Source organism: Paraferrimonas haliotis, assembly GCF_002282895.1.
Classification (GTDB): domain Bacteria; phylum Pseudomonadota; class Gammaproteobacteria; order Enterobacterales; family Shewanellaceae; genus Paraferrimonas; species Paraferrimonas haliotis.
On sequence record NZ_NRRB01000002.1, the window covers coordinates 1 to 17,658 of the forward strand.

Sequence of the window (17,658 nt, forward strand, 5' to 3'; positions counted from 1 at the left end):
GTTAAATATCGTTTTGGATACTTAAAACCTTGTACGGAGTGCCCACACAGATTGCTTGATTAAATTGTTAAAGAGCGTGACCCTGTCTCGGGTCAGGGCTGCGTATTCTACGCGTTTCCCTTCGACCGTCAAGTGCTTTTTGAAAACTTTTTTCAAGGCGCTTATTGGGCCGACTGACTCGGGCTTATTCAGTGGCTGTTTGGCCCTGTGCCGTGTCAGTGGATGCGCATTATAGGGCGCTGATTATTTAGCGCAAGGGTTTTTTACATAAAAAAGATCGCTTGGCGATCTTTTATACAAAGCTTAGGATCCACTCTGAGAATAACGCGATCTCGATCAAGTCTAGTCGAATTTTGCGCCCTTGCCAGTATCGCCTTTATTAGCTGCAGCAAACGAGGCATCACCATCGTCACCAACAACATGTTCCATTTTAAGCTTACTCACCCCTTTTACGGTTAGTATGGGGCCAGAACATGCGTAGCCTAAAAAGACGAGGAATAAGACCAAAGCCGGTTGCAGCGATACCACTACGAATAATCCCACCAAGGCTAAAATTGATAAGAAGTTAACTCTCCCTTTCCAGTCAACATCCTTAAACGAGTAATAACGGAAGTTGCTAACCATTAACAAACCAGACGCTGCGGTTATTAACGCCACCAAATAGCAGACGTCTTCGCCATCCACAGAAAAGTGAGCCCCCAACCAAACACTCCCACCAATCAAAGCGGCGGCAGCTGGACTGGCCAATCCTTGGAAAAACCGTTTATCAGCTCGCCCCACCTGAGTATTAAATCTGGCTAATCGCAATGCCGCAGCGGCGGTATATATGAACGCGGCCAACCATCCAATTTTTCCCAAATCATGGAGTGCCCAATTATAGGCCAGTAAAGCCGGCGCTATCCCGAAGGACACCATATCGGCCATGGAATCGTATTCAGCGCCAAATTCACTTTGAGTGTTGGTCATTCTCGCTACGCGTCCATCCAGCCCATCCCAAATCATTGCGATAAACAGTGCCACCGCGGCCGCCTCAAACTGACCGTTGATCGACGCGATAACGCTGTAAAATCCGGCGAATAATCCTGCGGTAGTCAACAAATTAGGGAGCAAATAAATGCCTCGACTAAGGGTTTGAGAGGATGGCGTTTGCGAGTCCATGGGTAACCTTTATAAGAATTTGGTTTTTGGATATATTGGAGTAGTATAAACCTAAACTGACATACACCTCTATCGGCACAACGGACTCTGTGATGATACTAAAACTTTTTAATGCACCCATTTTAATAAGCTTAGTGATTTGCTCCGCTATCTTAAGTCAATCGGCTCAAGCACAAACGATTTATCGTTGGGTAGATGAAGAGGGCAAAGTCCATTTTGAAGAGCATCCACCTGTTAGCGGTGAGTATGAACGTATCGAGTCCGATATTATCGACAGACCCGGGGTCACCTTTTATAAAAAGCAAGGTGCAGAATCGGCGTCCAAAGGCGATAACGATGAATCCGAAACATTAGCTCAATTAGATTTACAACAAGCCCAATCGCAATGTGCCAACGCTCAATACGATCTAGACGTGCTTCAAAGCTACCAATTAGTCCGGGAAAAACAAAGAGACGGTTCAATGATGGTACTCGATGATGAGCAGAAACAACGGCGCATCAATAAAGTTCAAGCTCGTATTGACAAGTATTGCCCTCAAAAGCAATAACCGCTAATGAAATAGTAAAAGGGCTAGCCAGTGGCTAGCCCTTTTTATTACTTACTGATTATTGGTTAAAGGTCAGCGGACTACCCGCGCCAACAGTAATGACTTTGCCGGGAACTAACCGCCCCGATAGTATGGCGTTGGCAAGCGGGTTTTCCAATTCCATTTGAACCGCTCGCTTTAACGGTCGCGCGCCATAAACCGGATCAAACCCAGCAGCAGCGATTTGCGCCAAGGCTTCATCTTCGACGTGTAACTGATAGTTTTTATCCAACAAACGCTGACTCAACTGGCGCAGTTGAATCGTGGCAATGGCTTTGATGTGCTTTTGAGCCAATGGATGGAACACAACCGTCTCATCAATTCGATTTAGAAACTCAGGTCGAAAAGCGTTTGTTACCGACATCATAACTGTCTGCTTCATTTTTTCGTAATTCAAGTCACCGAAATGCTCTTGAATGACGTCGGAACCGAGATTAGAGGTCATAATGATAACGGTATTACGAAAATCTACCGTACGGCCTTGGCCATCCGTTAAACGGCCATCATCCAATACTTGCAACAGTATATTGAAAACGTCTGGATGCGCCTTTTCTACTTCATCAAGCAAAATCACCGAGTACGGCTTACGACGAACCGCTTCCGTTAAGTAGCCCCCTTCTTCGTAGCCAACGTAGCCCGGAGGAGCCCCAACTAAACGAGACACCGAGTGCTTTTCCATAAACTCGGACATATCAATTCGAACCATTGCCTGATCCGAATCAAACATAAACCGCGCCAACGCTTTACACAGCTCCGTTTTTCCCACGCCGGTAGGGCCGAGGAATAAAAACGAACCAATTGGCTGCGACGGATCAGATAAGCCCGCTCTTGAACGGCGTATGGCATTGGCCACGGCATCAACCGCCTCATTTTGGCCGATCACTTGAGTGTGCAGTTGCTGTTCCATTCGCAAGAGCTTTTCCCTCTCGCCTTCAAGCATTCGAGATACCGGAATGCCGGTCCATCGAGACATTACGTCTGCAATTTCGTTATCAGTCACCTTGTTTTTAAGCAGTGTCATTTCTTTCATATCTAGGCTAGCTGCTGACTCGATTTGCTTCTCTAAATCTGGAATTGTGCCGTATTGCAATTCGGACATGCGAGTCAAATCGCCATTACGACTGGCTACTTCCATGTCTAATTTCGCTTTTTCCAGATCCGCTTTCAAATGCTGAGTACCGGCCAATGCGGCCTTTTCTTGAACCCATACTTGTTCAAGCTCATCAAACTCGCCTTGCAGCTTTTGCAGATCAGCTTCTAGCATTTGCAACCGCTTGATACTGGCATCATCGCTTTCTTTTTTTAGCGCTTGCTGCTCCAATTTAAGTTGGATTATGCGGCGTTCGAGACGATCCAAGGGTTCGGGTTTAGAGTCGATTTGCAAACGAATGCTGGAGGCCGCTTCATCGATCAGATCAATCGCTTTATCTGGCAGTTTTCGATCCGAAATATAACGGTGAGACAAACTGGCGGCGGCAACAATGGCAGGATCCGTTATTTCTACATGATGGTGCAGTTCATAACGTTCTTTTAAACCGCGCAGTATCGCTATGGTATCCTGCACCGTAGGCTCGCCTACTTGTACCTTTTGGAAGCGTCGTTCTAGCGCCGCATCTTTCTCAATGTACTGCCGATACTCATCTAAGGTGGTGGCTCCAACACAATGCAATTCACCACGAGCCAACGCTGGTTTGAGCATATTCCCTGCGTCCATCGCGCCGTCTGACTTACCGGCGCCAACCATAGTATGAAGCTCATCGATGAACAGAATCACTTGCCCTTCCTGTTGGGCCAATTCATTTAAAACCGCTTTGAGACGCTCTTCGAATTCTCCGCGATATTTAGCGCCTGCTAACAAGGCACCCAGATCTAGGCTTAATACGCGCTTATTCTTTAATCCTTCAGGCACTTCACCATTAATAATTCGTTGAGCTAAGCCCTCTACGATGGCCGTTTTACCCACGCCAGGCTCACCAATCAGCACAGGATTATTCTTGGTGCGACGTTGCAATACCTGAACGGTGCGACGAATCTCTTCATCACGACCTATGACTGGATCCAACTTACCTAACTCCGCTCGCTCAGTAAGATCTATGGTGTATTTCTGCAACGATTGTCGTGTTTCTTCGGCGTTGGCATCATCCATCGTTTGTCCTCCTCGAACCTGAGCTATGGCCGCTTCAATTTTACGTTCACTGGCACCCGCTGCAGTTAACGACTTAGCGAGTGGATCTGAAGATTGTAGTAGGGCCAACAAAAACAATTCTGAGGAAATGTAATTATCGTTGCGCTTTTGAGCCAACTTATCGCATACGTTAAACAATTTAATGAGCGCTTGTGAAACCTGCACATCCCCTTGAATACCTTGTACTTGAGGCGCACCATCGAGTTGTTTGGTAATGGCATCGCTTAACAGGTTTATATTTACACCAGCTAGGGTGAGAATGGGTCGAAGGGAGCCCCCTTGTTGTGATAACAAAGCACTCATTACGTGTGCAGCTTCAATGAACTGGTGGTCGTTCCCAATGGCAAGCGATTGCGCTTGCGAGAGCGCCTGTTGAAATTTAGTCGTCATTTTATCGAGTCTCATAACGCCTCCATTTAAAAATCATAACTGTCGTCAATTAGACGAGACTTAATTAATAAATGGGGTGAAAAAACTCAGTTTCAAGGGCGTTGTTAGGAGCAAGGACTTTAATCGAGCCAAATTAAACAAGCTTGGCGGCCAGTTTGACCGTCACGACGATAGGAATAAAACCGGATAGGTTCGGCATAGGTGCACAGGTTACTCATGCTTATTTGAAGTACGCCCAAACTTTGTAATTGCAAGTTCGCAAGCTGTGGCAAATTCGCCATATACTTACCACTGTTAACGCTATTAACAAATGCCGCTTGTGAGCCGTCAATGCTTTCTAAAAAGCGTTGTCGAACTTCAGCACCTACTTCAAAATAATCTTGGCTTATTGCAGGACCAATCCAAGCAATTACCTCAGTGGGATCATCGAATCGATCAATGCCGTTGCGCAACACACCGTTAGCAAGGCCGCGCCAACCGGCATGAATGGCCGCGACTTGAGTACCTGCTGCATTGCACAGCAAGACGGGCAAACAATCGGCCGTCATTACACAGCAAACAGCGCCGGATTGGCGGCTGTAACTGCCATCTGCTGTGAGGGCACTGGATTGAGTTTGGGTTGGGACTTGTATGACCTTAGTGCCATGAACTTGTTCTAACCATGGCACTGGTTGTGGCAGCGATAGTTGTTGAGCAAGTAGCCACCGATTAGTCGCTACGTGTTCATTACTATCACCCACATGATTACCAAGGTTTAAACCGGTATAAGGCCCTTCACTAACCCCTCCAACACGGGTTGTGGCGTATGCCTTAACCCGTGTCGGTGCATTCCAGTTTGGGGTGATGAACATGAGCTTAGTAATCCAGCGGATTCGCCTTTGCGTCTGCACGCAAGGCTTCAGTCAGTTGAGTCATATCCTGCGGTATGGGCGCGTGCCATTGCATGACCTCACCGGTTATAGGGTGGGCCAACTCGAGCATCGCCGCATGCAAAGCTTGGCGTTTAAAACCTTTTAGTTGCTCCCGTAATGATTCTTCGGCTCTCTTCAGAGGGCGTGGCCGTCCTCCATAAACAGGATCCCCAACCAGTGGGTGTTTAATATGCGCCATATGAACACGAATCTGGTGGGTTCGCCCACTTTCCAAACGCAATCTTAATCGGGTATGGGCACGAAACTTTTCTGCCACTCGATAATGAGTAACCGCCGGTTTGCCATTCACCACAACCGCCATGTGAGTGCGCTTAGTAGGATGCCGCCCAATAGGTTGATCGACCAAGCCACCGGCGGTCATCAAGCCATTACAAATGGCTTCGTATTCTCGGGTGATTTCACGAGCTTGCAACGCTGTTACTAGATGGGTTTGCGCCGGTACGGTTTTAGCCACCACCATTAATCCCGTCGTTTCCTTATCTAAGCGGTGCACGATGCCGGCACGTGGGACGGTGTCGATATCTGGTACATGGTGTAACAATGCATTGAGCACCGTACCATCAGCATTGCCAGCACCAGGGTGTACCACCAGTCCAGCAGGCTTGTTAATCACGAGAATGTGTTCGTCTTCATAGACAATATCGAGCTCGATATTTTCGGCCGCAGAACGCACTTCTTCTTCGATAACCGCGTCAATCGATAGCCGTTGTCCAGCGACTACCTTAACCCGTGGCTTATCCACCACTTCGCCGTCAACGGTAACTTGGCCGGTTAAGATCCACTCTTTAATTCGCGAGCGCGAATAATCACTAAAGAGTTCGGCCAGAGTTAAATCTAAACGTTGGCCCATTTGGTGAACTTCAACTTCACCTTGTAATTGAATGTTTTGCGACATTATGGAACGGTTTTCCCAGATTAAGGTCGTAATACTTGTATCAAGTGATACAATCGGTTGCCATAGTGTAGCGCTAATTGGCGCAAAATCTTAATACAAAACTAAAATATTGATAGAGCAGTCATGACTAAACTTTTGAAAGTAACCGCAATTAGCCTGATGGTTATGCTATTTAGTGGTTGCAGCAGCACAGATTCCGCTGAAGAAGAAATCGCAAAACAATCCGCAAATGCTTTGTATAAGCAAGCTCGCACTTCTATGGAACTTGGAAACTTCACCAAGTCGGTGCAGCTGTTAAGTGCACTTGATAGCCGATATCCGTTTGGCCCTCACAAAACGCAAGTGCAATTAGACATGATTTTCGCCTATTACAAGCTAGACGACAGCGCCAACGCCATTGCTAATATTGACCGATTCATGCGCTTAAACCCGACCCACCCAAGCATTGACTACGTTCAATACATGCGCGGTTTGGTTAACATGCAACAAGACAGCTATATGTTCCACGACATGTTGAACATCGACCGTACTGATCGCGATCCTCAAAATGCCATTAATGCATTCAGAGACTTCGAGAAATTAATCAAAGCTCACCCAGACAGCCGCTACGCTAATGACGCTCGGCAGCGCATGGTGGAGCTTAAAAACCGCCTTGCACGCTACTCAATTCAGGTGGCAGAATATTACATGAAGATGGACGCGTTCTCTGCCGCCGTTAATCGCGCGCAGATGGTACTCGAGAAATATCCGGGAACAGACTCTGCCGAGCGCGCTTTAGAAATCATGATAGAAGGTTATGGTGAGCTCGGCCAAACGGTACTCCAGCAAAATGCGCAGACCGTATACAACGCCAACTTTGGCAACAATTAAACAGCACTTTAATAACAAATATCACAGTTTAGCGCTCGCAATGAGCGCTTATCCCCTCAGCTTTTAACGCAACTTGATCCAACTCCCATTCGAACTCAAAACAATTGCCGCTCAGCTACCGCTATGAAGAATGACACATAGAGTTATTTGCTTGAGGTAAGAATGCTAAGAAGTCTAACTAAACAAAAAAGAAAAATATGGACGCTCGCTATTGCATTGAGTTGTGGTGCTGCGATGTCTGGTGTTTTGCTAAATCCAACCCTTCAGGCGGACTCGGCTGCCAACCAACTGCATTCCTTAAGCCTCAATCAAACGCAATCCAGCGTTAGCCTCAATCAAGTACCAATTCGTTTTCTTAGCTATGCCAACACTGAGAACAAAACCAAGCTGAATAAGCTAATGAAGAAACTGCTTGCTAAAATTGAGCAGGAATCCGACGACTTTGACGCCGTTTACGAATGGGTATCGGCCATCGCCTATACCTATGGGGCTAACCAACACTTACAAATGGATTTAATGGTGGTTAATCAAGGCGAAGAGATAGAGTCGCAGGTGATTATCGAAGATTGGCAAAAAAATAAGTTACAAACAAAAAACCAGCTTTACCAATTCTTGGATGCAAAGCTGGATTTCTAACGAGCGCTTAAACAGCTTCTTCGTCTTCTTCTCCGGTGCGGATACGGATAACCCGCTCCACGGGACTGACGAATATCTTACCATCGCCGATTTTACCGGTGCGGCTGGTTTCAACAATGGCTTCTATCGCTTGTTCCACCAAGTCATCCTGAATCACCATCTCAATTTTAACTTTAGGTAGGAAGTCCACCATATACTCTGCGCCGCGGTATAGCTCTGTGTGTCCTTTCTGACGACCAAACCCTTTGACTTCAGATACGGTCATACCTGTAATACCGACGTCAGCCAAGCTTTCCCGCACATCATCGAGCTTAAATGGCTTGATGATAGCCTCAATTTTCTTCATTGCTCATCCTTTTACTATCAAAAATCGTGATTTTGTGGTGATATTAACATATCGACTAACAGGTTTGTGCAAACTGGACATTATTATGAAAGTAAAAGGATTTACGCTCATCGAGCTGATGGTAACCATTATTGTTGCAGTTGTGCTCATCGGTGTCGGAGTACCTCAACTAGCAGACCTGTATGAAAAGCAACGAGCAAGCGCTGCTATTAATCGCATTCAAAGTTCTGTATTGCTCGCACGCAACCAAGCTCAAAGCTACGGCACTCGTGTGACCGTATGCCCGCGCTCCAGCGGAAAGTGTAGCGGCAATTGGTCTTCCGGATTCACCATATTCATTAGCGATACTTCTGGAAACCTTGTAGAACAGCTGCGTAAAGTGGAAGGCTTCAATAACAAAGATAAAATCTATTTTAACCACAACGCATTAACTTTTGATGCGAACGGCAGCGCCAACGTCACCGCAGGCAGTTTCACCTACTGCCCTTCTAACGAATCCACCAATGCCCGCCGCCTAAACGTGAGCACCATGGGTAGAACCGAGATTAAAACCGGCACATTTACTTGCAAATAATTGTTAGGTCGTCCCAATGGCTGAATTTGTTTTAAATCAGCCCACCATTCTGGCGCTTTGCATTCCTGTCGTATTAGCTATAGCTAGTATGTTCAAGGAGCGAAAATTATGCGAAGTGGCTTCACTCTGGTGGAAATGTTGGTATGCATTAGTTTAGCAATCATGCTTACAAGTTACGCGCTGCCTGCGCTGTCCACCCTACAATTAAAAATGACCGCTCAGTCGATGCTAACTAAGGTCCAGAGGTCAGTTGCCTTTGGTCGCCATTCGGCTCGTTTATACGCAACACCGGTTACTGTTTGCCCGCTTAAGCAAGGATTGTGTCATGACGATTGGAATCAGGGCTTCAGTATTTTTATAGATGCTGACAGGGTCGGCGCACTTGATAGCAATGATGAATTACTCACCCGAGTCGCTTTTAGTCACCCCTCTGACAAGGCCATGTATAACAGACGTTGGCTACGCTTCGATGAGTTCGGTCAAAGCTTTGGCAGTAACGGCACCTTAAACTATTGCCCGAAGGGTCAAAAGGCGTTTTCCAAGCAGTTGATTGTATCGAACACGGGACGAACAAAAATCGGCCACAAAAGTGACCGACCTTGCCAATAACTATCAAGTATCGAAGACGTTATCGAGGCGTTTGCTCATCCAAGCTTTTGGCTTTCGCTGATTTAAAGTCTTGGTTTACTAGGGTGCATTCATAAACCCGTTCTACATAGACTTTATTTTGCTTAATTTTATAAGTCTTTCTTTTCTTTAAATGCTCCGAAAGCGCTACTTGAGAGCCCACTAACTTAGCTTGCTTCGCCGACGATTGAGCTTGGTGCCAGCGATAAAACACGAGCTGGTCGCCAAGCCCTGTGCTAACCGCGCATTTATAATTTTGCTTCTCTGCCGAGACCGCTGAGTGTGAGGCACACAGAGCAGTCGTCGCGAGCAATAGGACACCCCAATTTTTCATTACCAACACCCCTCTGGTTTACGATTGCCAGCCGAGTCTATGCTTAATGGTGTGCAATCTTTGTCGCGACTGGCTTGCTGTGCAAGTGCGGTCGCTTTAATGGTGAAACTGCCACTGGCCACGGCAATATCAAACTTGTACAGTTTTGAATTTGCAGTGTTTGCCACTCCGAGTTTCGACAAGCTATCAGCGTAGCTTCTATGGTCCATATAGTATTGCTCTTGCTTAGCAGCTGCACCGGAAAGCATAGAAACGGCTTCCGCTCTTGCCGAGCGCGCGACATAGTCGGTATAGCTCGGAAAAACCACCGCTGCCAAAATGCCCACAATAACCACTGTGATGAGCAGTTCAACTAAGGTAAAGCCTTGTTTGTTTTTCATCATGTTATTACTCGTCGATATGGTAATAAATACGTTTGGCTCGCATCTGCATATCAGTACCTACAGAGCCCGAATACTCGCCATCTGGATTAAGTTCGCCCTTACCCACACCTACAAGATAAATGTCGGAAGGCTCGCCCGGTGGCACCACAATCTGTGGCGTGTCTGGCACCCGCACCCCTAAGTCGTAATACGGTTCACTTAGGCTGTTAATGCCTCGGTGTAAATCTCTAACATACAAGCGACCGCCGCCTTCTAGCATACATTGGTTTTCAGCAAGCTCGGTTTGCGGAACGAAGGAGGTGTAATAAACTTTACCCCCTAGTATCGTGGCTGCCGATAAGGCTTTCTCCCCCTCATCAGAGAAGTGCATAAACCAGCCTTTTTTGGCGGAATAGGTCTCATCAAGGGCATCTTGACCAGCCTGATCCGATGCACTGCCGTAACCTGACTTCATCACATCGTACATATCGCTCATGCGAATGGGGGCAGGCGCTGGATTGGCTAAATCAACCAACGCACTGTAGACATTGCGATCGCGCAGAGTGAAGAAGTAGTCTTCACGATCCAGCCCGAGCGGCCCCGGACGATTACCACTGCCTACGGTAATGGCATCATAGGCTTGTTCTTGATACATCATATCACCGTTAATGCTGGTCACTTGCGTCATAGCTGTTTGCGCAACCGCCGGCTCTGAGAAAAAGCGACGGTTATCGACGTCTGAGCTGCCGCCTAACTCAGCAAACTTATAAGCAGTCCATTTACTAAAATCAGTTCCAACCAAATCGAATCGCCACACATTAGCGCCGGTATCCGTTGCGTATAGTCGATCTGACAAACCATCACCATTGCTGTCCAGAGCCGCAATCTTATTTGGGATACTGTCAACCATATCCGTAATAATTGTGCTTGCACCGCTGCCGGTTGCTCCAAAACTATGGATAGGCGTTCCAGTTTCCGCATCCAGTATATAGACGGCCCGACCTGCACTATCTTTGTAAGTTGGGCCTGCTTTATCTTTAAGCGAATCATATCCACCACCGATGACTACTACAGGTTTGGCGGTATCTTTAGAGGTGCCCGGATAACCATTAATGTAGGTAACAATAGGCTCTGACCAAGACTGGCCTAGCTCCGATAGCCCGGTAGTATCGGCGTCGACTTTCCACAGTAACTTTGGTGAGTCAGGGTTAGTTATATCCATTGCATAGTAGGCATTGCCTCCGCGACGCAAACCAAAGTATACCCATACTTTGTCGCCATCTGACGGCTCTATCATGCCATTAGCATTTACGTCGCGCACATAGGCTACCGGTGAGCTATCGACACCGTATTCTGAGTGAATCCCGCTCGGCGGGTTATCCCTTAAGGTCACGCTGTTCGGCAGCAAGTCATAGGGTGCAAAGGCCCAGGCTTCTGAGACGGTATCACCGGCATCTTTAAACATATGCAATAGGCCATGGTTAGTGCCCATTAGAATTCGGACATCCTGACTGCCATCGCTCTTACCAAAAGTGATGGCGAGGGGTTTTGAGTGCAGCGGGTCTCCAAGAACGTCTTGGCGAATGGCATTTGAATTGCCTATGCCTAAATCGTTATCAACGTCTTTACCTTCAATCCAAGCGATTTGCTCCGCTACTATTTGGCTATCGCTTTGGCTATCGGAGGAGCTCAGGTTCAGATAATCCACGGCGGCACGCATGTCACCAGCCTTAGCAGCTAAATTAGAGGCTGACAGTGTTTGCAATGAACCGTTTACTCCGGTGTCCGAGTAGATACTTCGCTTAGAACCTTGTCTGAGCATATGCACCACGCCACCATCGTGTACCTCGTTACCATCACCACCATCGGCGAGTGCAGAACAGGTAGAGGTTGGCGTCCAAATGCTGCATGAGCGGCTGCGAATATTGCCATCTAAACCAATGGCCGCTAAACCACGGCTATCGACAATGGTACCGTCGCCTTTAATTCTGAGTTTTTTCAAATTCCCCATCCAGCGAGGCCCAGAGTTCGGATAAAACATGCCGTAATACACCGCATCCAATGTTTGGGTGCGATCGAAGTTATTACTGGCTATCGAAGGCGACGTAAAACTTGCCGTTTCTTTGGAGATTTCAATAAAGATGTCGGTCAGGGATTTTTGCAACTCTTGGGAGTTATAGGCCGAGAAGTACTTGCCGCCACCGCGTTTGGCTGCATCCAACAGCAAACCTTCTGCATCATCCGCTTGGTCACTAAAGCCAATGGTGTACAAAATGGTATTACGCTTCATATCCACATCGTCGTAATTGCTTGCGGGCGACACCACATCGTGCTTATACATCCATTCCGCTAACGCTGGCAGGTAACTGGTCATTTTGCCTTCGACATATGGTTTGCCAACACCTTGTGGCAAACTTTTGATTTTTGAGTCTGCATTTTCATCTTCCGTCGGCAATCCGTCGGTAATAAGAATGATGTAAGTAGAACCTTGGCAATTCCCAAATGGTGAGATGTAGTTACCGTCTGAGTTCAAACAATTAGGATCAGTGGGCAAATAGCTCTTACTTTTAGTGTCGTAGTCTACCGAGCCCCCTTTATAACTGGAATCGGCAAAACCGTAATACGGCGATTTACCCGATAAATAACGATAGGCTTCGTACAAGGTTTCAGTTAACGGAGTGTTGGTATCAGCTGTAATTCGCGACACTTTGCTGGCTAGATCAGCCCGCCCTGCAGCATTCATCTCTTGTATGCCCGCTACAATTCGACCGCCATGTCGCGTACCCGAAGGGTAGTTTAAGTTAAACAACGACAAGCCTAAGTCAATACCCGGAGTGGTTTCAATCACGGAAGTAATCACTTTTTGAGCTTGCTCTAACAAAGTACTTGATACAGTACCTAAGTCGTCTTCATCTGCATGAAACCAAAACAAGTAATTATCTGTGTATAAGGTGATCGGTGAACCGGAGCCAAAATTGGTGTTATTAACGTAGTCGGCTATATTAGTGTCGTAAGCGGCGTCAAAGTGGTCATTACCTTTAGGCTTCCCTCCATCTATGGGAAACGCGTCCGCTTGTCCCGGAGCATTCTTAGGGTTTCCTTCGTTAATGTCTGCTAAACAATCGATCAAGTCGTTGGCGTTAAAACCGTTGTTTTCGCGAATTTCTTCCCACGATCCGGTATTACCTTTCTTTGAATACTCACGGATAAACCCAGTATAAATGCCGTGTTTATCAAGCGCCTGTCTCGCGGTATCACAGCCATTAATGGCTTCTAAAAAACGTCTGGCATCGCTTGGGCTTGAAGGCACCGGCATCGAAGCATTATCAATGCCATTAGCGGTCCAATAAAGGCCTTTATCACCAAAAAAACCGGATAATACTGGGTCATAGTCTATGGTTGGGTCGTAGCCGGGCTTTTCGGAGCTCACCGCATTCATACTGCCTGAGTTATCGAAAATAATAAGAACTTTAGGACGCACACCTTTGCGCTGAGACGCATCAAACACATACAACTCAGTGTCGTCCGCTTTGACTTGGCTAAGAATGACAAACGTTAATGTTAGAATCGTTATTAGAATGCGCACCATTAACCTCCTACGTTAAATACGGGTTGTTCAACCGCCGACACAATGCCGATATTGCCGCGGTTATTTTTTCCAAATGACACTTGACTGGCCACTTCTGATTGACGGCAACTAAAAGTAGAGGCACTTGAGGCCGAGCTTGAGCGTCTGCAGCCGGTTTCCACCAAAAATTTAATATCGCTGGCAACGCCGGTATTAGCATCGGTGACACTGGTGGTACCCACGCCTTTTACGAACAAGCTTTCGCCTTGCTTAGCCGCTTCCTCATCGATGAGCCGTAATTGACTACCATTGATGGTATGTAAAGATTCCACTCGCTCCGCACTAGTGGTCGCCATTCGAGCCGAAAACCCTGAACTGACGGCTAGGCTAGTACCAATAACGGTAAGAATAAGCAGAACCACCAATGCAAAAAACAGCACAATTCCTTGCTGATTGTTCAGTGACCTGAAACTCGGTTGTTTTCTCAAAATGCGTCCTTAACTTTGATTGAGCAAAGCGGGGTTTTCTAAAATAATCGTGCTACTAATAACTTGGCGACGATAACCGTCGTTAAAATCTTGTGCGGTTCTCAAGCCCACCTGATAACTAAATTCCTGTGAGCTAAATTCTGGGTCTTCTTCAATGGACCGCAAAAGTAAGTTAATACTTACAGACACAATGCGACGAGAGTCTTGTCTATCCCATAAGCTATTGTTAACATTCGCAGCGGAAACATAGCCATCGGCGGCACCGTCACCGCTATTATCGACGCCATACAAGACCTGCATGTCTTCAACACCATCCACAAAAGACTCTTCAACCATGCCTGCAGAGGTTAAGCGGCGACGCTTTAAAATGGGGACCACGTTGCCAGAGCGATTTTCGTTTTCGATGTAGTAAACGTGATGTTGATACTGCCAATAGCGACCGTCGGTTACACTCGGTGTTGGGCTTTCGCCACCTTTGAAGAACAAGCCACGGTTGAAGTTGCTCACCATATAAAATTGATTTGCCATTAAGGAAGAAGCGTCAACGTCCGGTCCAACCAAACGCTTTATCTGCAACACATCGGTACCGCTTTTAGCACTGGAACTGCAATCCATTGAGCCTGCTCCTGCGCCAGCAGTGTAACCCCAAATAAGTCGAAAATGAGCCGGCTGGGCATTGGGAAAACTGCTATTGTTATAACCACCGCCGGTGCAATCTGGCGAAATAGCCGTATCACTTAAGGCTACGTTACTGCCAAGGACCAAACTAACGCCATTTAAATCCGCCATAAATCCGGTTTGGCTAACATCCTTAGACATAATGGCCAGGGCCATTCTGGCATTTTCTTGAAGCTCAGCGAATTGCCCGGTGGAGGTTACATTCTTGGCCGACATAGCGAACATGGTGAATAGACCGGCACTCAAGAACAGCGCCATAAGCATGGCCACCATTAATTCAACTAAGGTCAATCCTTTTTGAGTATTCATGTCTTGTCCTTATATCACCACAGTCGAAAGCACAATGTGGCGTCGCATCTTGCCGGCCGCACCGCATCCTGATACCAAAGAATCTGCAGAGCTCGCTGCTGCATCGTTACTTTCTGACATGCCTTGCCAAGTAACAACAACCGTTACATCACCGGTCGCCAACGCTCTCACACAAACCGTGGGAGAGGTAAGCCCTCCGACATCAGTTTTACCTTTGGTGACTCCAGCCCCCAACATTTGCCGTTCCCAAGTGTACAGATCCCAACGTCGCATTTGAGGTCGGCTGCAGTTAACCATGGCAGAGGTTGATTCGCAGACCACGTTCGGTTGGGTCAATGCGCCGGTGTAGGTGCCGCTGTAGTTTTCAGCCTGAATGGGGTTTAAGCGAATTCGGTTGATCAGATCATTAGCAACGTACGTTGCTTGAGTGTATTGGTAGGCTTCGAAATTTGAACGCTTAGCAACGGAGTGAAGCGTGAACACACCAATGAGTCCCACCACCAAGATGATGAGAGTTACCAGTACTTCAACCAAACTAAATCCGTTGGATTTTGGTTGTGTCCTTTTCACGGGCTACCCCTAACACGCTTCCAGCGCTCAAATAATTGTGATTGGTGTTGATTCTTTTGTGATCAACTGTATTTTTAGAATAATGGTTTTAAGCAAAATTTCACTCGTACCAACTTACGAGTTTACGCTGAAATTGTAAGTGAGTTAATAGTTTTTATTTTGACTATCGACGAAATATCGACAAATAAGTAAAAAAAAGCGACCTCTTAGATAATTGCTCTAAGAAATCGCTTTTTCATGGTGTAATCGTTGGTGCTATTGCAGTTCAGCAGGTACCGCAAAAACGGTATTCTCTTCTCTGCCTTCTACTTCAATAACTTCACTGTCACTTATTGTTCCAATAGCGTTAATAACTTGTTGAACTAATACTTCTGGAGCTGATGCGCCAGCAGTCACGCCCACTTTACAACTGTCTTTAAACCACTCCAGTTGAATTTGCTCAGCGTTGTCTACCAAATAGGATTGAGTTCCAAATTTGGCTGCTAACTCCTTTAATCGATTGGAGTTCGAGGAGTTCTTTGACCCCACCACAATCAGCAAATCGACATCTTGCGCCATATTGCGAACCGCATCCTGACGATTTTGTGTTGCGTAGCAAATATCGTCTTTTCTTGGCCCTACGATGTCTGGAAACTTACGCTTGAGGGCTTCAATTATTTCAATGGTATCATCCACTGACAAGGTCGTTTGAGTCACAAATACCAGATTATCAGGATCCTTAACCACCAATTGCGCCACATCTTGCGGGGATTCAACCAAGTAGATGGCACCGTCTGGATTTGAATATTGCCCCATGGTGCCCTCAACTTCCGGATGACCCGCATGTCCAATCAAAACGCATTCATGTCCTTTGCGACTGGCGCGAGTGACTTGCAAATGGACTTTTGTCACCAATGGGCAGGTGGCATCGAATACTTTTAAGCCCCGAGTTTTTGCTTCGGCTCTAACCGCTTGGGATACGCCATGAGCACTGAAGATTACAATAGAGTCATCAGGAACTTGGTGTAACTCTTCAACGAATATGGCGCCACGCTCTTTTAAGTTCTCAACAACGTAGCGGTTATGAACAACTTCATGGCGCACGTAAATCGGTGGCTCAAACAGCTCTAAAGCGCGCTCGACAATACTGATGGCTCTGTCTACGCCCGCACAAAAACCTCGTGGATTAGCCAATAAAATTAAGTTGCTGTCTTTGCTCATTAGCTATCTCCAATGACTTCCAGTTCAAACGTTATCGCATGTCCGGCCAGAGGGTGATTAAAGTCCACCGTTACAGAATCACCGTTTACTTCTCGGATAATTCCCGGTACGTCTGTACCTCCAGGTCCAGAGAACCCCATAATAACGCCAACACTTAGGTCCGCATTAGCGTCGAATCGAGTCCGATCAAGATAATGAATATTATCCGGGTTGGATTCGCCAAAGGCGTCCTTCGCTTGCAGCGTAAAGCTATGCTGATCGCCGCTTGCTAACCCTTCTAATTGTGCTTCGAAAGCTGGGCTTAAGCTATTATCACCTATCGTCAATTTTGCCGGTTTACCGCTGGCTTTAGTGCTGTCCGCGGTAGAGCCGTCTTCAAGCACGATGTTCATATGACACAGTATGCTGCGCATTTAATTATCCTTCAGCGTCATCTTTAGTGGGGTAACCTGAAAGCTTTTGTGGATAAAAAGCTTCTAAAATCAATAACGCAGCCCCGCAACTGATGGCGATATCAGCTACGTTAAACGCTGGAAAATGATAGCTCCCCCAATAGAAGTCTAAAAAGTCCACAACGAAGCCGTGTTGCAAGCGGTCCACCAAGTTACCAATGGCGCCTCCAATAATGAGCACATAACACAGGTTAACTCGCCATAACGCTCTGGGTTGATTTCGAAGCCAGTAGCTTAGCAATAAGCTTACGCCCACGGCTAAACTGGTGAACAGCCAGCGCTGCCAACCGCCCGCATCGTGCAAGAAGCTAAACGCGGCACCATAATTGCGCACATAGGTTAAATTAAAAATCGGCCAAACCGCTTCAACCTGATAAAGCTGATAGGTTTCTAAAACCCAGTCTTTTGTAACCTGATCTAAGGCAATCACTAACAGCGCTACCCACAACCAAACAATTCCACTTTGCTGCCATTTTTGAGGCTTTAGGTAATCCATT

General features: G+C 46.7%; 19 protein-coding genes. 5 read left to right on the top strand and 14 right to left on the bottom strand.

What is annotated here, in order from left to right; genetic code table 11:
- Positions 1 to 342: 342 nt before the first annotated feature.
- Positions 343 to 1,158, bottom strand: a complete 816-nt coding sequence (pssA, locus tag CLC91_RS03845; RefSeq protein WP_095498118.1) for a CDP-diacylglycerol--serine O-phosphatidyltransferase — start codon at positions 1,156 to 1,158, stop codon at positions 343 to 345.
- 92 nt (positions 1,159 to 1,250) lie between these two features.
- Here pssA and CLC91_RS03850 point away from each other — a divergent pair, with 92 nt between their 5' ends.
- Positions 1,251 to 1,706, top strand: a complete 456-nt coding sequence (locus tag CLC91_RS03850; RefSeq protein WP_095498117.1) for a DUF4124 domain-containing protein — start codon at positions 1,251 to 1,253, stop codon at positions 1,704 to 1,706.
- A 58-nt stretch (positions 1,707 to 1,764) separates the two neighbouring features.
- Here CLC91_RS03850 and clpB read toward each other — a convergent pair whose 3' ends face one another.
- The 3 genes from clpB to rluD form a co-directional block, all read right to left on the bottom strand.
- Positions 1,765 to 4,335, bottom strand: coding sequence for an ATP-dependent chaperone ClpB (clpB, locus tag CLC91_RS03855; RefSeq protein WP_095498116.1), 2,571 nt, complete (start codon positions 4,333 to 4,335; stop codon positions 1,765 to 1,767).
- A gap of 104 nt (positions 4,336 to 4,439) precedes the next feature.
- The gene (pgeF, locus tag CLC91_RS03860; RefSeq protein WP_095498115.1) at positions 4,440 to 5,171 is read right to left on the bottom strand and encodes a peptidoglycan editing factor PgeF; all 732 of its coding nucleotides are present in this window, start codon (positions 5,169 to 5,171) and stop codon (positions 4,440 to 4,442) included.
- A gap of 4 nt (positions 5,172 to 5,175) precedes the next feature.
- Positions 5,176 to 6,147: a 23S rRNA pseudouridine(1911/1915/1917) synthase RluD gene (gene rluD, locus CLC91_RS03865; protein WP_095498114.1), complete on the bottom strand. Its 972-nt coding sequence runs from the start codon at positions 6,145 to 6,147 to the stop codon at positions 5,176 to 5,178.
- Positions 6,148 to 6,270: 123 nt separating this feature from the next.
- Between rluD and CLC91_RS03870 the strand changes: the two genes are divergently transcribed.
- Positions 6,271 to 7,017, top strand: coding sequence for an outer membrane protein assembly factor BamD (locus CLC91_RS03870; protein WP_095498113.1), 747 nt, complete (start codon positions 6,271 to 6,273; stop codon positions 7,015 to 7,017).
- 234 nt (positions 7,018 to 7,251) lie between these two features.
- Entirely contained in the window at positions 7,252 to 7,653 is a 402-nt protein-coding gene (locus CLC91_RS03875) for a hypothetical protein (protein ID WP_095498112.1), read from the top strand.
- A gap of 7 nt (positions 7,654 to 7,660) precedes the next feature.
- Here the strand turns inward: CLC91_RS03875 and glnB are convergent, their stop codons facing one another.
- Complete coding sequence (glnB, locus tag CLC91_RS03880) at positions 7,661 to 7,999, bottom strand: nitrogen regulatory protein P-II (RefSeq protein WP_095498111.1); 339 nt, start codon at positions 7,997 to 7,999, stop codon at positions 7,661 to 7,663.
- A gap of 85 nt (positions 8,000 to 8,084) precedes the next feature.
- Here glnB and CLC91_RS03885 point away from each other — a divergent pair, with 85 nt between their 5' ends.
- Together CLC91_RS03885 and CLC91_RS03890 are read left to right on the top strand one after the other, a co-directional pair.
- Entirely contained in the window at positions 8,085 to 8,573 is a 489-nt protein-coding gene (locus CLC91_RS03885; RefSeq protein WP_158220709.1) for a GspH/FimT family pseudopilin, read from the top strand.
- Positions 8,574 to 8,681: 108 nt separating this feature from the next.
- The gene (locus tag CLC91_RS03890) at positions 8,682 to 9,182 is read left to right on the top strand and encodes a GspH/FimT family pseudopilin (protein ID WP_095498109.1); all 501 of its coding nucleotides are present in this window, start codon (positions 8,682 to 8,684) and stop codon (positions 9,180 to 9,182) included.
- A 19-nt stretch (positions 9,183 to 9,201) separates the two neighbouring features.
- Here the strand turns inward: CLC91_RS03890 and CLC91_RS03895 are convergent, their stop codons facing one another.
- The 9 genes from CLC91_RS03895 to lspA form a co-directional block, all read right to left on the bottom strand.
- The gene (locus CLC91_RS03895; protein WP_095498108.1) at positions 9,202 to 9,534 is read right to left on the bottom strand and encodes a TapY2 family type IVa secretion system protein; all 333 of its coding nucleotides are present in this window, start codon (positions 9,532 to 9,534) and stop codon (positions 9,202 to 9,204) included.
- Positions 9,534 to 9,917 carry a type IV pilin protein gene (locus CLC91_RS03900; protein WP_095498107.1) on the bottom strand — a complete coding sequence of 128 codons (384 nt, stop codon included), beginning with the start codon at positions 9,915 to 9,917 and terminating at the stop codon, positions 9,534 to 9,536. Before CLC91_RS03900 ends, CLC91_RS03895 begins: the two co-directional genes overlap by 1 nt.
- Before the next feature lie 4 nt (positions 9,918 to 9,921).
- On the bottom strand, positions 9,922 to 13,485 hold the full coding sequence (locus CLC91_RS03905) for a pilus assembly protein (RefSeq protein WP_095500038.1): 3,564 nt from the start codon (positions 13,483 to 13,485) through the stop codon (positions 9,922 to 9,924).
- Positions 13,485 to 13,952, bottom strand: a complete 468-nt coding sequence (locus CLC91_RS03910; RefSeq protein ID WP_125828480.1) for a pilus assembly PilX family protein — start codon at positions 13,950 to 13,952, stop codon at positions 13,485 to 13,487. Before CLC91_RS03910 ends, CLC91_RS03905 begins: the two co-directional genes overlap by 1 nt.
- Before the next feature lie 9 nt (positions 13,953 to 13,961).
- Entirely contained in the window at positions 13,962 to 14,939 is a 978-nt protein-coding gene (locus tag CLC91_RS03915) for a PilW family protein (protein ID WP_095500039.1), read from the bottom strand.
- A gap of 9 nt (positions 14,940 to 14,948) precedes the next feature.
- Complete coding sequence (pilV, locus tag CLC91_RS03920; protein ID WP_095498104.1) at positions 14,949 to 15,509, bottom strand: type IV pilus modification protein PilV; 561 nt, start codon at positions 15,507 to 15,509, stop codon at positions 14,949 to 14,951.
- A 255-nt stretch (positions 15,510 to 15,764) separates the two neighbouring features.
- A complete protein-coding gene (gene ispH, locus CLC91_RS03925; protein ID WP_095498103.1) occupies positions 15,765 to 16,709 on the bottom strand; it encodes a 4-hydroxy-3-methylbut-2-enyl diphosphate reductase in 945 nt (314 codons plus the stop codon).
- The gene (gene fkpB / locus CLC91_RS03930) at positions 16,709 to 17,122 is read right to left on the bottom strand and encodes an FKBP-type peptidyl-prolyl cis-trans isomerase (protein WP_095498102.1); all 414 of its coding nucleotides are present in this window, start codon (positions 17,120 to 17,122) and stop codon (positions 16,709 to 16,711) included. Before fkpB ends, ispH begins: the two co-directional genes overlap by 1 nt.
- A gap of 4 nt (positions 17,123 to 17,126) precedes the next feature.
- Positions 17,127 to 17,657 (bottom strand): signal peptidase II, encoded by a 531-nt coding sequence (gene lspA / locus CLC91_RS03935; protein WP_095498101.1) that lies wholly within the window; start codon positions 17,655 to 17,657, stop codon positions 17,127 to 17,129.
- Position 17,658 lies beyond the last annotated feature (1 nt).

Coding starts and splice junctions, on each gene's coding strand:
- pssA (WP_095498118.1), bottom strand. CDS start 1,158: ATGGACTCGCAAACGCCATCCTCTCAAACCCTTAGTCGAGGCATTTAT.
- pgeF (WP_095498115.1), bottom strand. CDS start 5,171: ATGTTCATCACCCCAAACTGGAATGCACCGACACGGGTTAAGGCATAC.
- CLC91_RS03890 (WP_095498109.1), top strand. CDS start 8,682: ATGCGAAGTGGCTTCACTCTGGTGGAAATGTTGGTATGCATTAGTTTA.
- clpB (WP_095498116.1), bottom strand. CDS start 4,335: ATGAGACTCGATAAAATGACGACTAAATTTCAACAGGCGCTCTCGCAA.
- fkpB (WP_095498102.1), bottom strand. CDS start 17,122: ATGCGCAGCATACTGTGTCATATGAACATCGTGCTTGAAGACGGCTCT.
- CLC91_RS03915 (WP_095500039.1), bottom strand. CDS start 14,939: ATGAATACTCAAAAAGGATTGACCTTAGTTGAATTAATGGTGGCCATG.
- rluD (WP_095498114.1), bottom strand. CDS start 6,147: ATGTCGCAAAACATTCAATTACAAGGTGAAGTTGAAGTTCACCAAATG.
- CLC91_RS03905 (WP_095500038.1), bottom strand. CDS start 13,485: ATGGTGCGCATTCTAATAACGATTCTAACATTAACGTTTGTCATTCTT.
- CLC91_RS03850 (WP_095498117.1), top strand. CDS start 1,251: ATGATACTAAAACTTTTTAATGCACCCATTTTAATAAGCTTAGTGATT.
- CLC91_RS03895 (WP_095498108.1), bottom strand. CDS start 9,534: ATGAAAAATTGGGGTGTCCTATTGCTCGCGACGACTGCTCTGTGTGCC.
- CLC91_RS03870 (WP_095498113.1), top strand. CDS start 6,271: ATGACTAAACTTTTGAAAGTAACCGCAATTAGCCTGATGGTTATGCTA.
- CLC91_RS03885 (WP_158220709.1), top strand. CDS start 8,085: ATGAAAGTAAAAGGATTTACGCTCATCGAGCTGATGGTAACCATTATT.
- CLC91_RS03875 (WP_095498112.1), top strand. CDS start 7,252: ATGTCTGGTGTTTTGCTAAATCCAACCCTTCAGGCGGACTCGGCTGCC.
- CLC91_RS03900 (WP_095498107.1), bottom strand. CDS start 9,917: ATGATGAAAAACAAACAAGGCTTTACCTTAGTTGAACTGCTCATCACA.
- glnB (WP_095498111.1), bottom strand. CDS start 7,999: ATGAAGAAAATTGAGGCTATCATCAAGCCATTTAAGCTCGATGATGTG.
- lspA (WP_095498101.1), bottom strand. CDS start 17,657: ATGGATTACCTAAAGCCTCAAAAATGGCAGCAAAGTGGAATTGTTTGG.
- ispH (WP_095498103.1), bottom strand. CDS start 16,709: ATGAGCAAAGACAGCAACTTAATTTTATTGGCTAATCCACGAGGTTTT.